Raw genomic sequence first — 14722 nt, 5'->3', positions numbered from 1 at the left:
CAATATGAATAAAATTGTATTTTTCAAATAAATCACCTCAATAAACATGAAAAATCCACCCAAAACATGAGTGGATTCTATTATAAATCAATATCGAAAAATAATTTTCAAGGGAAGCCTCCTTTAATTTTTAAAACCTCATCTTTTGTATTCTAAGAGCATTTAGAATAGCCAAAAGTGCCACGCCAACATCAGCAAAAACAGCTTCCCACATACTTGCTAAGCCTCCTGCTCCGAGAATTAGGACCAAAACTTTTACACCAAAAGCCAATGAGATATTTTGCCAAACTATTTTTTTAGTAGCTTTAGAAATATGAATGGCTGTTACGATTTTGGAAGGTTGATCATTTTGAATGACTACATCTGCTGTTTCTATCGTTGCGTCAGAGCCCATCCCTCCCATCGCAATTCCTACGTCAGATAAGGCAATCACAGGAGCATCATTGATGCCATCTCCTACAAAAGCAATTGTATTTTGTCGATTTCGTAGTGCTTGCAATTTAGCTACCTTATCTTCTGGCATTAGGTTGCCATAGGCCTCACTGACATTTAATAATTTGGCTACTTTGTCAACCACAGATGCTTTATCTCCTGAAAGCATTACGGCGTTTATATGAAGTTTTTGTAAGTCAGCAATAGTTTTATGAGCATCTGCTTTAATTTCGTCAGCAATTAAAACATATCCAACGTATAGTCTATTGATAGCTAGTACAACAATTGTTTCAGGGATTTCATGAAGATTTTCGGGGAAGGCAATATTGTGTTTTTCTAAAAGTTTCAAATTCCCAGCTAGTATATGATTTTCTTCTACTTGTCCACTCAACCCAAATCCAGCATTTTCTTGGAAATTACTTAATGCATTTTCTGGAAGTGTGGGTTTTACAAATTCAACAATGGCCTTAGCAATAGGATGAGATGATTTGCTTTCTAGCAAGGCAAGTAATTCTAAGGCTTTTCTTTCATCAAAATCTATGATGGATACTTGCTGTATCTCGAAAGTGCCTTTTGTCAGTGTACCTGTTTTATCCATCACCACAACGTTTACTTTAGTCATGATGTCTAGAAAATTAGCTCCTTTAAACAAAATACCATGCTGTGAAGCAGCACCAATACCGCCAAAGTATCCTAGAGGGATAGAAATCACCAAAGCACATGGACAAGAAATTACTAAGAATACCAAAGCACGATAAAGCCACTCTCCGAAAACATAATTTTCTAGCATAAAATACGGCAAAAGAGTAATCAGTACTGCCAAAACAAATACAATTGGGGTATAGATTTTGGCAAATTTCGAGATAAATAATTGAGTTGGCGATTTCCTAGCAGTAGCATCTTGAACCATTGTTAAGATTTTAGAAAGCTTGCTATCTTTGAAAACTGCTGTTACTTCAATATCACTTATGGTATCCAAGTTAATCATTCCTGCTAAAACGCTATCGCCCTTTTTCTTGGTTTCTGGGACACTTTCGCCCGTTAAAGCTGCGGTATTGTAAGCACCATAGTCAGACACTTGGATGCCATCTAGTGCAACTTTTTCTCCTGCTTTTACTTGTATGATTTCGCCAATGGCTACTTTAGTAGGGTTTACTACGGTTATTTTACCATCTTGTTTTACAGAAACTTTATCAGGACGTATATCTAGTAAAGCTTTGATTGAGCTTTTAGCTCGTTTGACGGCAGCTCCCTGAAATAATTCACCGATGGTATAAAATAGCATTACGGTAACGCCTTCTGGGTATTCGCCTATGCCAAATGCTCCGATGGTGGCTAAGCCCATCAAGAAGAATTCATTAAAAATATCACCGTTCTGAATACTTTTAAAAGCACTTTTCAAAACAGGATATCCGACTGTTAAATAAGCTAGTATGTACCAACCTAATCGCAGGTAATTTTGAAAGAATTTTAAGTTAAGATAATCAAAAATTACCCCTAGCAATAATAGTACAAATGAAATGATTGAGGGCAAATATTCTTGCCAATCGGCATTTTCGTCATGAGTATGTTCGTGATGATGGTGGCTATCATTTTCATCATGCTCGTGTTGGTGATTATGTATTGTTGAATGTTGGTCGCACATATAAAGTAAGTAGGTTGATGAAAAAATAAAGGTAAAAAACTAACGATGCGATAAAAGTAGATAAAAAAGGAGTGCAACAGGGAGACAAAAAGCAAATTTGATTAATTTTAAATGATGTCTTGAATCAATGTATAAAATCTAAAATATAATCCTTTGAAAAAATCTTTCCATTTACGTATTCGTAAAATTCACCGTTATTTAGGTTTGGTACTAGGAATTCAATTTCTGTTTTGGACTATTGGAGGCTTATATTTTAGTTGGTCGGATATGGATGACATTCATGGTGACCATCAAAAAGCGCATATCCATCCATTAAGTGCTGATATTCAACTGGCAAACCCGCAGTCTGTTATTCAGCAAATAAAACAAACAGATGCTATCAATTATATTTTTGATATTAAACTGGTTCAAATTCTAGGAAAACCTACTTATCAGATTGTTTATTCACAGCAACATGACCGTGGAAAGAAAATTAAATTAGCCGATGCTGAGACGGGAAAGATTCGTGGAGTATTAACAAAATATGAGGCTATTGAAATAGCCAAAAGAAGTTTTATTGAGGAAGCAAAAGTTAGTAACATTGAATATTTAACTACTACCAATGGGCATCATGAATATAGAGAACAGCCCTTACCTGCGTATGCTATTACTTTTGAGCATCCGAGTAGAACAACAGTTTATGTTGCAACAGAGTTAGGAACAGTTCAGAAATTTAGGAATCAGCGATGGAGAATTTTCGATTTTCTGTGGATGCTACACACAATGGATTTTCAAGGCAGAGATAATGTTTCTAATTACTTGTTGAGAGCTTTTTCTATTTTGGGATTGCTAACTATTTTGTCAGGCTTTATACTTTTTGGGGTAAGTGCGAAGGCTGTTAATCAGCGGAAGAAAAAGGTTAAGCTATAGCATAAAAATGTTGAACTATTCAAGAAGATCTTCTAAAAGCTGATTCAACTCATTAGGTTGGAGGTCGGGCTTTACTTGTTTATCATAAATGGTTAATAAAATAACTTCTTCATTATCAGTTATTACGTATGAAATGACTCTTGCTCCACCACTTTTACCCCTTTCTTTACTTTTAATTGCAAGTCGAATTTTATAGCAATTTTTACCTAATGGAGTACCCTTTGTAGGATTTTCACATAGCTCTTTACTAAGCGTAATAAGTTCTTGTCGAAGGGAAGAATATTTCTTTAACAAAGATTTTGCTTCTTTCTCAAAACTTCTTGCAGTTATGATTTTATACATTTGCTAAAAAATCCTCTAAAGTGTTTAGTTTAATTTTCCCTTCTTTGTGAAGTTTTACATCTTTTAATCCTTCTTTGATTTTAGCAATTACTTCTTCTTTTGTCAAAGTATTATCATCTTCAACTAAAATAGATGCTAATCTGATTTTTTGCTTTTCAGGTAATTGACGAACTAATTCAATCAATTGATTGAAAGTTATGTTTGTATTAAAATGAATTGATCCAGCCATATAGTTTGTTTTTATCTTATACAAAGATAAGTGACAATGACTTTTAAAAAAACTGAAATTTTTATAGAACAACCTGATTTATACAAATAGATTGTTCTATAAATTACTGATGACCTATTTTATCGCTAAAGTCTTCTTCAAAAAAGCCGAAATATATTTTACTGTTGGTTCAAACCAAGGATTGAATAAACAAAAAGAGTGTGGGGCATCTGCAAAAGTATGTACTTCTGAATAAATCTTATATTGGTCTAAAACCTTTCTAAAATCGTCTCTACCTGCGTGCATTCTATCTACAGAACTATTTAAAAAGAGTGTCGGAGGTGTATTTGCTCCAACATGGAATAATGGTGATGCTTCATCCCAAAGTTGAGGATTGTCTTTTTTAGGGTAACCAAACCAATAAGTAGCCGCTGACGTGCCTTTTGAATCATTGCCTTCACCCGATTCTGGATGGACGAAAGAAAGTGTACCATCAATATCAACGATTGCTTGTACTTTGCTAGAGAATTTTAAGTTACCATTTGCTCCTTCATACGTTGGATTTTCGGCTGTTACGCCCATAAAAGAAGCCAATTCTCCTCCTGCTGAAAACCCTAATACTGCTATTTTGTCAACATCAATGTTCCATTCAGTAGCATTTTCCCGCATCCAACGCAGAGCAGTTTTTAAATCATGTACAGCGGCTGGATAAAGTGCTTCTGTAGATAATCTATATTCTGGCGTAAAGCATACATAACCTTGCTCAGCTAATCGTCTTGCTAATTGGTAATGTTGTGTTCTATTACCAGTGCGCCATCCGCCACCGTGAATAATCATGACAGCAGGTAATGGTTTTTCGCTTTTCTTTTTAGGGGAAAAAACATCTAACAGTAATGCTCTGTTTCCAATTTTACCATAAGTAATATTTTTACTTTCAAGGACACTCGGTAGTGATTTTTCAGGAACAATCTCAGTAACAGGATGAGACTTTTTACTATTCAAATAAGCACTATAATTACTATATGAAGTGTCAACTTTCCCAGTAATGCCAAAATGAGCGGGTTGATGCCAGAAAGCATTTAATGCTGGATTTGGATTGCCTGAAAATATGTTCTCTAACGTATATTCACTTATCTGTTTTTCAGTAAGCTGATGCGACCATCCTACCCTAGCATCAGTTTTTGCTCCTTCGCCTGTACTTCCATATTCGGCATAAAATGTTGTTTTTTCGTTTTCAACTTTTCCCCAAGGATCCCATCCTTCTGGTAAAATATGCTTTCCTAGTTGACAATTGATAAAAACCGTTTTGGCATAGCTTCTCCATGGGCGACCTAAATACACTTTGTTGACATCTGCCGAAGCCGTTAGTTTACAGTTTTTGAAAACATATCCATAATTCACCCATTTTGGCGTAGAAGTAGCCGTAACATAACCATTTGTTTTGCTATGAATCACACAGTTTTCAAATAAAACAGTTGCAGATCCAAAGATAAAATCAACAGTTCCTTCAATGTAGCAATCAACAAAATGCTGGCGAGAATTATCACCTGCTGCAAAAATAGTATCTTGATTGCCTAAGAAACTACATTTTTTGATTACACAACGGTCTCCTTCAATGTGCAAAGCCACTGCCTGACCTACTCTCCCAGCAGTATTTTCAATGATAAGATTTTCTAAGGTAATATCATTGCCTAATACTCTTAACGTATAAGAATCAAAGGTTTCCATTTTCCCTTTACCAGAAAAATCATTGTAGGAAATAACAGTACTGTCTTCACCAATAATAGCAATATTGCTTAGCGTACTCGGAATGGTCACTTTTTCTTTATAGATGCCTTTTTTGATTCGAATTGTAATTTGGTTAGGAAGATAAACCCTAACGGCATCGATGGCATCCTGAATATATCTAAAGTCACCAGAGCCATCCTTAGCAACAACTAAATCATGCTGAATTTTTAGTGCTTGGCTATTTCCAAAAAAGGAAATCAAACATAATAAAACTATAAAAGTATAACTATGGTTTGTTTTCATAAGAATTTTAAAAAGTGTTGATTTTGTATCGCCAAACATTATTCAAAAGGCAAATACTCTATAAAATCTAATGCTTTGTGTATGGATATTTTATCCCAACAACAAAACATTAAAAATATAGAGTATTTATTTAGTTAATCACTCATTCACAACTCACTAAATCACTATTCCCCTACCAACCTGGGTTTTGTTGGAATTCTGATTTGTTAGTAATAACATCTAAGTGTGACTGTGGAATAGGTCTTAATACTTGATAATCTTTGATATTGCTTTTAGCATTCGGATTATAAGCTTTAATATATTCTACTAGCTTACCAGTTCTTTTTAAATCGAACCAGCGTAGTAATTCACCTCCTAATTCCCTAGCACGTTCGTCTAATACAAAATCAATATTTAATTGACTAGCAGTAATCTGCATATCAGCAGCACGTCCAGGTTTAGCACGATTTGTTCTTAATAGGTTCATATATTTTACCGCTTCAGCAGTATTACCTGCCTTCATTTCTCCTTCGGCTGCAATCAAATACATTTCGGCAATTCTCGTTACGAAAGCATCTCTTTTACTTCTAAATTCAAAAATTGCTGTTCTATCCGTCGTACTGTTGTGTTTATGCATTTCGATAAAATTACGGAAATCTACTAACGATTGGTCTGGATTATATAAATCGTTGATGTCTTTCAACTCATACTTTTTAGCTTTACTTGCTTTGAAAGCTGATGAAAGTGCTTTATGACTCCAATATACTGCTGTATCACCCTGAATCATACTGGTATAAACCCCAATCTGACCGCCATTTGCTTTCCAAACTTCTTTAAAAGTACCATTATAACGCTGGTCAATATCACTATTGAAAAGCTCTAAATATCTTCTGGTACAAGCATAACGTTGAAAACCTATACTATTTGGAATATCCAGAATCATTCCTGCGTGAAAATCATAACGAGGGGTAAACATTAAGTGCAGTTGATTTCCTCCTTCAGGTCTGAAAGCGTTGGCAGTAGAGTTTCCATCAAATTCCAAATCTGCAGGGTTTAACAGATTATCAGCAGAATAATTTACATAGAATATTACTTCTGAATTAGTTGAACCTTCACTGTTATTAATATCCCAAAGGGCTGTGTAATCACTGAATAATTTGAAATTATAGTCACTAATTACTTTTTTTGCCAAAGCTGCTGCTTCTGCGTTTTGACCTCTGGTTAATAACATCCTTGCTTTGAATGCTTCCGCAGCAGGTTTGGTTACTCGTCCGCCTTCATGGTTAACTCTTCCCCCTAGGTTAGCAATGGCTAGGTCTAAATCAGCAAATATCACTTTATAAAACTCATCTACAGAACTTCGAGTAGAAGTAGTTTGTACCCCTATTGTTGGTTTGGTAGATAAATGCACGCCACCCCACGTTTCAACAATGAGCCAATTGTACATCGCTCTTAGGTAATATACTTCCCCTAAACGCAATTTTTTAGTAGCTTCTGGTAAAGGAGAAGTCGGTATTTTTTCGATAGCAGTATTACAATAGTTAATTGCTGCATAAAGCCTACTCCAGTATACCTGTATAATAGGACTTTGACTATTAAAATTGGCACTCATATCAGCAATTTCTGGATGGTGACAGTCGCCTCCTTTTAGAAAAAGGTCAGTGGCTAATTCAGTCATGGTAGCACCTCCTTCTTTGCCATACCAAAAACGTAATGGGGTATAAGTACTGTTTACTAATGATTCTATTCCTGTAGTGGTGGCATAGAAAGTATCGCCTGTTAGTCCACTTTTATTGGTTTCATCTAAAAAATCTGAGCATGACGATAGCCCGAAAGCGGTAACGCCTATAACGAATGTGAGTATCTTTTTCATGATGCTGGTATTTAAAAAATCGATAAATTAAAAATTAACATTTAAACCGAATATCAACTGCTTTGTCATTGGGAAAGCCAAACTTCCGCCACGTTCTGGGTCGTATGGTGCTAACTTGCTGAATGTAAAGTAGTTTCTCATGGTTGTGTAAATTCTAATTCTCGAGATGCCCCATTTACTGCTTATTTGTGAAGGTATTTCGTAACCTAAAGAGATGTTTTTGATTTTCAAGAATGAACCGTCTACATAATATAGCGTACTCATATAAGTACTGTTTTGATTTTTGTTCATATCTGGACGAGGATGGTCGTTCGTAGGATTCTCTGGAGTCCAATAGTCTACTTTTGGACCATTTTCTCTACCATCAATCTTGTAATTCCCACTCGCCTCACTTTTAATCATTTGTCCTTCACGAGCAAAGAAGAACACTGATAAATCAAAATTCCTGTAGCTGATATTATTATTTACCCCAAGATTAAAGTTTGGGCGAGGTGTTCCTACTACCATTCTATCGGCATCTGGTGTGATTTTCCCGTCATTATTTACATCTTGTACCCTGATGTCACCTGGTACTTGACCATATTTTGCAGCCTCAGATTCTTGTCCTAATTGCCAGATACCAATCTTTTTATAATCATAGTATACTTGGGTAGGCTGACCAACAATCCAACCGTTTCCTAAGTCTCTGTCAGCACCACCTGTCAACGCTACGATTTCTTCTTTGTTGGTCGAGAAAGTGAAATCAGTTGACCATTTTAAACCTTTAGGTGATTGATTTACAAGATTCAATGTAGAAATTTCTATTTCTAAACCTTTGTTGGCTGTTTTCCCTACGTTTTCATATACACTGGTATAACCAGAAGTATTAGGTAATACACGTTGCATCAACAAATCGCTAGTATTACTTTGGTAGTAATTGATTGCTCCGCTTATTCTATTATTCAAGATACCAAAGTCGATACCAATATTGGTTGTTGCTGTCGTTTCCCAAGAAAGATTAGGGTTTGAAATCGCCTTAGGATAATAACCATACGCTGCTGTTTCACCGAAAGAATAAGTTACTTTTCCTAAACCACCCAACGTTTGATAAGGAGAAATCGCAGAGTTTCCTGAAATACCATAACTACCTCTTAATTTTAAATCAGTGAACAATGAGCCATTTTTCATAAAAGATTCTTCAGAGATTCTCCAACCCAAAGCTACCGAAGGGAAGTATCCCCATTTATGACCCTTTGCCAATACTGATGAACCGTCCGCTCTTAAACTGGCACTTAATAAATATTTGTTATTGTATTGATAGTTTACACGGCCAAAGAACGATTCCAAGGTGCTTTCTACCAAACCACTTTTAATGGCTACTTGGGTTGAGTTTGCCCCTAAATCATAAAAGGTAGTAGTCTCTGATACTTGATTGAAACCTGTTCCTGAAAATGATTCTGTTGAGCGACTTAAAAAGCTATTTCCTAATAAGAAATTGAAATCATGTTTACCTAAGGTTTTAAGATATGTCAAGGTATTTTCCCATGTATAATTCAACACATTGGCACTTTCAATACCTGATTGAGAGATATTTCCAGCTCTCGTAATGGTTTGAGCGCCATAGTAATACCCTCTTCTACTATTCTGAATATCTAACCCAAAAGAAGTTTTGAATGTAAGGTTTTTGATAATTTCCCAGTCTAAATATGAAGCATTAAAAATCCTTTTTTCTAATAAATTATTGGTGTAAACCCCCGGTACTTCATCAGCCAATGGCGTAATGTTAAAGCTTTGTCCAGCTACAGGATAAATAATAATATTTCCGTTAGCATCGTAAGGAGTACCATAAGGATTTATTTTATTAGCCTGATTTAAAGGGTCTTGGCGGATGTCGTTATCACGATAAGTATAGAAAATCTTTGAACCAATTTTTACGTTTTGAAACAATTGATGATTAACGCCCACACTTCCGTTATAACGTGTCAATTGATCATTTTTAAACAATCCTTTTTCGCCATAAGCACCGAATGAAATATTAAAAGTTGTTTTTTCATTACCACCATTCAACGAAATTTCATGATTTTGTATAGAGCCTTTCTTTAAGATTTCTCCTCGCCAATCTACAAATTTGTGATTTTTAATCGCATCTAATTCTTCAGGATTGAATATCGCCGCATCATCTGTAATTCCTCTGGTACGGAACGCCTCTCTTTTGAAAGTTGCGTATTCTTCACCATTTTGAATAGCTCCTAAGCCAGCGTTGTCTTGTACACCATAATAGGAACTAAATGAAATTTTTGTTTTGCCTGATGTTCCACTATTAGTCGTAATCAAAATAACGCCATTTGCACCACGTGTACCATAAATGGCAGTTGAAGAAGCATCTTTCAATACCACCATCGTTTTAATATCCGATGGATTAATCTCTAATGCAGAGGCACTATAAGGTACACCGTCTACTAAAATCAAAGGAGAGTTAGAAGCACTTAATGAACGGTTCCCACGTAAAGTAAAACTTAGCGTTGACCCTGCCTGACCATCGTTTCTGGTTAAATCTAGCCCTGCAATTTTTCCTTGTAGAGATTCTAAGGCATTACTCGTTGGCGTAGCAACGATATCAGCAGATTTTAATACTGAAACTGAGCCTGTTAAATCTTTCTTTTGTACAGTACCATACCCTACTACCACTACTTCACTCAAAGTTTTATCATCCACTTGTAAAGAAACATTGATATTCTTTTGATTCCCTACTAAAACCTCTTTATTCATATAACCTACAAAACTGAATACTAAAACTGCCTTGTCGTCTGGTACTGCTATTTTATAATTACCATTCGCATCTGAATTTACCCCTCTATTAGTTCCTTTAAGAACAATATTCACCCCGGGTAAGCCCATGCCTTTTTCGTCGATTACTTTTCCTGAAACGGTTTGTTCTACAATGGCTATACTTTCAGCTTGTACATCCGACATGGAAGTATTAGCCGTATTATTAAGTTCTACACTTTTCTGGTTGGAAATATTCTCGGAAGAGGGCGTTACCGAATCACCTCTTCCTTTTTCTTTTTTTCCTTCCATAACCAAATAAGAAGTTTTGTTTACTTTTTTATAGGTCAGCCCGAATGGAGAAAGTAAATGGTCGAGATTTTTTTCGATACTCAAATTATTATTGATGCTTCCAGTTTGAACCATGTAGCGTTCAACCGTTTTCAGTTCAAACATGATTTCTACTTTATACTGGTTTTTTAATTCCGATAAAGCATCTTTAAGTTTCTTACTAGAGGATGGAGCTCTTTCTGCCTGCGAATTTTGAGGCATTTGTTGCACCATCGCAAGGGCTTGCGAAAGGCCTATTTGCTTACCAAGAAGCATGAGAGTGACCATAAGCCCCATTTTTGAGGCTTTTTGTAATCGTTTTTTCATAATAAATGGAGGAGATGTTTTTTAGGAAATGTTTTTAGTATTCCGACAATTGCACGTGTGTTCCTTGTCTGACCACATTAATGTTTAATAATTCTGAAATTGATTTTAAAAGTTCATCTACATTTTCTGCCCTGAACGAGCCCATCAGTACTCTTTTTGAAAGCTCTGAACCTTTTATTTCTACTTGTAATCCATAATTTTCTTCTAATAAATAGGCGACTTCTTCTAAGGTAGTTTCTTCAAAGACAAAGCGTTTCTCTTCCCATGCCGAATAGGCTTGTGGTTCGGCAGTTTCTTTGATTTGTATATGATTGTGGCGATCCAGTGTTAGCAATTCACCTGGCTTCATCATTACATTTTTGCTTTGTTTTCCTTCTTGATAACGCAATTGCACTTTGCCTTTATTTAAAATAACTTTTGAGCCTCTTTTTCTAGCATACACCGTAAATTCAGTACCTAACACTACTACTTCAAAATTATTAGCAGATTTTACGATAAACTTCTGATTGTCAACTGTATGTTTTACTGAGAAATTAGCTTCTCCGTTTAAAAAAACCTCTCTGTTAGTTTGGCCAAAACCCCAGCGAAGTAAACGAAGTGATGAATTTGAATTAAGGGTTACTTTACTACCATCTGGCAAGACTAAAGACTGCGTTTCGCCAAAAGTAGTTTGATAGTTTTGATAGATGATTTTATCTTGAAAAATAAAAGCCGTTAAACCTATCAGCAATACAATTGAAGCGGCAATTAGCCAATTCATTCTTCGACGATTATTCTTTTCTGATACTAGTTCAGTTATTTCTTCTTCATCAAGCAATTCGTCGTGAGGATTACTCTTAATAAAACTAGTAAAACCAGTCAAAGCTTCATCGCTTTCAGCTAAATACTGCGGATGTCTTTTCTCCCATTCTTCTAGCCATTGATAATACAATTCCTCATTGGCTTCATCCTTTAGCCATTCTTCAATAAGATTGCGTTGCAAAGGTGAGGTCTTCCGAGCAAAATGGTCAAATATTAATTCGTATGTTATTTCTAGTTTCATTGTATTTCAAGGCTTTAATAGAATCGGATAATAGTATTAGAAGTTGGTCTATATTATTAAGACACTATTTTAAAAAAATCCCCTTAGTGTTATCTTGTTGGAGCATTTAAAATCAGGATATGAATGACCAGACTTTAACGCTGCATTAGGAATAAGACCATACTAATTAACCAATGCTCTTTTAATCCTTTCCGAATAATTGCCAATGCTTTACCAATATGAACTTCAACGGTTTTGATAGAAATATTTAATTCGGTGGCGACTTCCTGATATTTTTTGCCCTCAAACCGATTTAACAGAAATACTTTTCTACATTGTGGTGAGAGCGATTCTACTAATTCTTCTACCTGATGGAATACTTCTTCAAATTGCGTTATGCTATCGGGGCGTTGTCCTAATGCTGATTCAAAATGGATGGCTGAATCAAGCTCATCTAACTGTTTAAATTCTGAACGAATATGATTATAAGCTTCGTTTCGAACACATCTGAACAAATAAAAACGATAGGAAGACGTGACCGTCAGATATGCTTTTGTTTTCCAAAACCTGCAAAATACTTCACTGACCAAGTCCTCGGCAAGTTCTTTTGAATACACAAAACGCACTGCATGACTGCAAAGAATTTTATGATAACGCCTAAATAACATTTCACAACCTTTTTGCGGAGATTCCTCAAAAGCCTTGCGAATAAAAAGCTCAGAATCATTGAATGCAGTTTTCCCCTCAAGTGTAATATCTTGTGCTTCCTCGTCTAAAACTTTTAGCTGAGTAACCGTAAGATTACTTAATTCATCAATGGATTCATGTTTTTTTGAGGGACTCATAAGCTATGATTTTAACAAAAAATTCTTTGAATTATTCTATCGTATATAAAGGTAAGACACAATCTATCAAAAAGCCCCTTAGTCATTTGGAGATTTTTTTGAATAAATTTTAAAATTGGAAGAATGGAGGAGAATAATAAGGAGATTTTAAGTGTAGCTAGCCCTATTTATCACTAGGCAGGGACTTGAGTCCCTGCCTAGTGATAAGAATATTAATTAAAGCTTAGGTTCAAGCCATAAGGCTGTTAGAAGCAATACGATTAAAACATACCAAAGCCATTCGGGAAGACTTGTTGAAATACTTTGGGCAGTATTGCCTGTACTATCGATACTTTCTTTTAAATACGGTTTGATACTTTTTGCACGGGCAATATCATTTTGATTTTCTTCGACATATACTGCTAAACTATCCTGAAAGGTATTCCATCCAGTTTTTCTAAAAGTATATTTTGCTTCCGCAGATAAGGGATTAATGCCCGATTGGGTGGTAAAGGCAGTATCTTTTGCAACGATAACCCTGTTTTCAGTATTCTGTACGGTTTTAAGGTTTTCTACAACATCTGGGTAAACAGGAGCATCAATACGAATAGCATTGTCAGAAGACGGATTTAGTGCCTGAAATGTACTCTGCCAGATCTTGGTATAAGTAATACTATCTCCACTAAGTATCAAAGGAAAACTTTCGTTTAACAAACTAATGCCCACTTTGCCATAATGTTTTTGTATCGCAATAGGATATTCAAAAACGACTTTTTGAAATGCGACAGGTTCAAACTGATAAGGATGAGCCGTCAGGTCTTGCGAAATAACAAGGTTTTCTTGTGTTGAAGTTCTTCTTACTTTCCATTTTGTCCCTAAATGCTGATTGATACTTTTAATAGCAATGTCAGGGTCTTCTATATTAATAAATAAAATACTTTTTCCTTCTGCAAAGGCCTTTTTTACCAAACTATTCCCTGCATTTGAAGGGTCTGTAATGATAATATCTGGTACAAATTTCTTTGTAGTATTAATTGAAAATTTACTTTGTGTATTCTTGGCGACGGTGGTAATGGTTTCTACTTGATTACCATTTTTCCCGAGCCAGTCGGCTAAAGTTTTGCTCTCAAAGTCAGGGTTTGATAGGATAAACTGAAAATGTTTAGGTTGATTTTTGAGACTGAAAAAATTAACTTCTTGCAAAGGTTTCTCTTCTAACGTTAATGTTAAAGCTGTTTTGCCAATAGAAAAATTAGTAAAACGTAACTGAAAGCCATTGAACCCTTTCGATAATTTTAGGCTATCTACTATTTGATTGCCATATTTCAATCGAAGCATTTGTACTTTTGATGAGCTAATTTTACCATCTATCTGTTGTATTTCACCTTTATTAAGTATGCCTTTCCAATGTATTGCTTGTAATTCATCAGGTTGAAAATAAGGAATCCAATAAATGCTTTTTTGATTGAGTTTGCTCAGTAATTCTGGCGTTGCATCTTCACCAAACAGATAAATTTTCCCAAGCTGACTAATCAATTGTGGATTATCAATTACTTGACGATTGAAAGCTTTTTGAGAAAATACCTCAGTAATATTTAAACTATCTTTTACTGCTTGAATGGCTTGCTGAGGGATATTATCACTCACTAATAATATCTTATTTGAATCAATAGATTTTTCTATGGCAGGATTAATGAAAAATAGGCAGACAGTGAGCCAAAGTAACAAGTTCAATCCAGTTTTTAGCCAAATTCTTGACATTGAACCAGATTTATTTCGCCATATCGCCACAATTTGTACCAAAAGTAAAGCCAACAAGGCTAGAATAATTAGCCAGTCGAAAGTACCGAAAGTATTCAACGTAAATAGATTTAATATCATTGATGAATTTATTTTTTTATAGAAGCAGTTTAAACTTTCCGTTTCTGAGGTGAAAGTATTGTATTTTTGAATTGATTTTTTCAAAATTTGCGAAGCATAGCATCGCTACGTTGAATAAATTTTGGAACAAGCTATTCTAAAAGACTTAGTTTAACCCGTAAGGGAAAGTTTAAAC

General features: G+C 35.2%; 10 protein-coding genes. 1 reads left to right on the top strand and 9 read right to left on the bottom strand.

The window, feature by feature from the left end; all coding sequences use genetic code 11:
- Positions 1-130: 130 nt before the first annotated feature.
- A complete protein-coding gene (locus VB264_RS14910; RefSeq protein WP_323250597.1) occupies positions 131-2077 on the bottom strand; it encodes a heavy metal translocating P-type ATPase in 1947 nt (648 codons plus the stop codon).
- A gap of 153 nt (positions 2078-2230) precedes the next feature.
- On the opposite strand from VB264_RS14910, the gene VB264_RS14905 reads away from it, so the two are divergent.
- Positions 2231-2986, top strand: a complete 756-nt coding sequence (locus VB264_RS14905; RefSeq protein ID WP_323250596.1) for a hypothetical protein — start codon at positions 2231-2233, stop codon at positions 2984-2986.
- A 15-nt stretch (positions 2987-3001) separates the two neighbouring features.
- Here the strand turns inward: VB264_RS14905 and VB264_RS14900 are convergent, their stop codons facing one another.
- From VB264_RS14900 to VB264_RS14865, 8 genes are all read right to left on the bottom strand, one after another.
- Positions 3002-3328, bottom strand: coding sequence for a type II toxin-antitoxin system RelE family toxin (locus VB264_RS14900; protein WP_323250595.1), 327 nt, complete (start codon positions 3326-3328; stop codon positions 3002-3004).
- A complete protein-coding gene (locus VB264_RS14895) occupies positions 3321-3557 on the bottom strand; it encodes a hypothetical protein (RefSeq protein WP_323250594.1) in 237 nt (78 codons plus the stop codon). The genes VB264_RS14900 and VB264_RS14895 overlap by 8 nt, the downstream gene beginning before the upstream one ends.
- Positions 3558-3671: 114 nt before the next feature.
- Positions 3672-5567 (bottom strand): pectinesterase family protein, encoded by a 1896-nt coding sequence (locus tag VB264_RS14890; protein ID WP_323250593.1) that lies wholly within the window; start codon positions 5565-5567, stop codon positions 3672-3674.
- A gap of 172 nt (positions 5568-5739) precedes the next feature.
- Positions 5740-7419 carry a RagB/SusD family nutrient uptake outer membrane protein gene (locus VB264_RS14885; RefSeq protein WP_323250592.1) on the bottom strand — a complete coding sequence of 560 codons (1680 nt, stop codon included), beginning with the start codon at positions 7417-7419 and terminating at the stop codon, positions 5740-5742.
- Between the two features lie 27 nt (positions 7420-7446).
- A complete protein-coding gene (locus tag VB264_RS14880; RefSeq protein ID WP_323250591.1) occupies positions 7447-10821 on the bottom strand; it encodes a SusC/RagA family TonB-linked outer membrane protein in 3375 nt (1124 codons plus the stop codon).
- A gap of 34 nt (positions 10822-10855) precedes the next feature.
- Positions 10856-11863 (bottom strand): FecR family protein, encoded by a 1008-nt coding sequence (locus VB264_RS14875; RefSeq protein ID WP_323250590.1) that lies wholly within the window; start codon positions 11861-11863, stop codon positions 10856-10858.
- 134 nt (positions 11864-11997) lie between these two features.
- Complete coding sequence (locus tag VB264_RS14870; protein ID WP_323250589.1) at positions 11998-12687, bottom strand: RNA polymerase sigma-70 factor; 690 nt, start codon at positions 12685-12687, stop codon at positions 11998-12000.
- Positions 12688-12903: 216 nt separating this feature from the next.
- Positions 12904-14547, bottom strand: a complete 1644-nt coding sequence (locus VB264_RS14865; RefSeq protein ID WP_323250588.1) for a hypothetical protein — start codon at positions 14545-14547, stop codon at positions 12904-12906.
- Between the last annotated feature and the right edge of the window lie 175 nt (positions 14548-14722).

Source organism: Arcicella aquatica (genome assembly GCF_034928825.1).
Lineage (GTDB): Bacteria > Bacteroidota > Bacteroidia > Cytophagales > Spirosomataceae > Arcicella > Arcicella aquatica.
This window is presented reverse-complemented; position numbering and strand designations above follow the sequence as displayed.

What these genes read in the sequence shown, in the direction of transcription:
- VB264_RS14885 (WP_323250592.1), bottom strand. Translation starts at nt 7,419, where the DNA reads ATGAAAAAGATACTCACATTCGTTATAGGCGTTACCGCTTTCGGGCTA.
- VB264_RS14880 (WP_323250591.1), bottom strand. Translation starts at nt 10,821, where the DNA reads ATGAAAAAACGATTACAAAAAGCCTCAAAAATGGGGCTTATGGTCACT.
- VB264_RS14895 (WP_323250594.1), bottom strand. Translation starts at nt 3,557, where the DNA reads ATGGCTGGATCAATTCATTTTAATACAAACATAACTTTCAATCAATTG.
- VB264_RS14890 (WP_323250593.1), bottom strand. Translation starts at nt 5,567, where the DNA reads ATGAAAACAAACCATAGTTATACTTTTATAGTTTTATTATGTTTGATT.
- VB264_RS14910 (WP_323250597.1), bottom strand. Translation starts at nt 2,077, where the DNA reads ATGTGCGACCAACATTCAACAATACATAATCACCAACACGAGCATGAT.
- VB264_RS14865 (WP_323250588.1), bottom strand. Translation starts at nt 14,547, where the DNA reads ATGATATTAAATCTATTTACGTTGAATACTTTCGGTACTTTCGACTGG.
- VB264_RS14870 (WP_323250589.1), bottom strand. Translation starts at nt 12,687, where the DNA reads ATGAGTCCCTCAAAAAAACATGAATCCATTGATGAATTAAGTAATCTT.
- VB264_RS14900 (WP_323250595.1), bottom strand. Translation starts at nt 3,328, where the DNA reads ATGTATAAAATCATAACTGCAAGAAGTTTTGAGAAAGAAGCAAAATCT.
- VB264_RS14875 (WP_323250590.1), bottom strand. Translation starts at nt 11,863, where the DNA reads ATGAAACTAGAAATAACATACGAATTAATATTTGACCATTTTGCTCGG.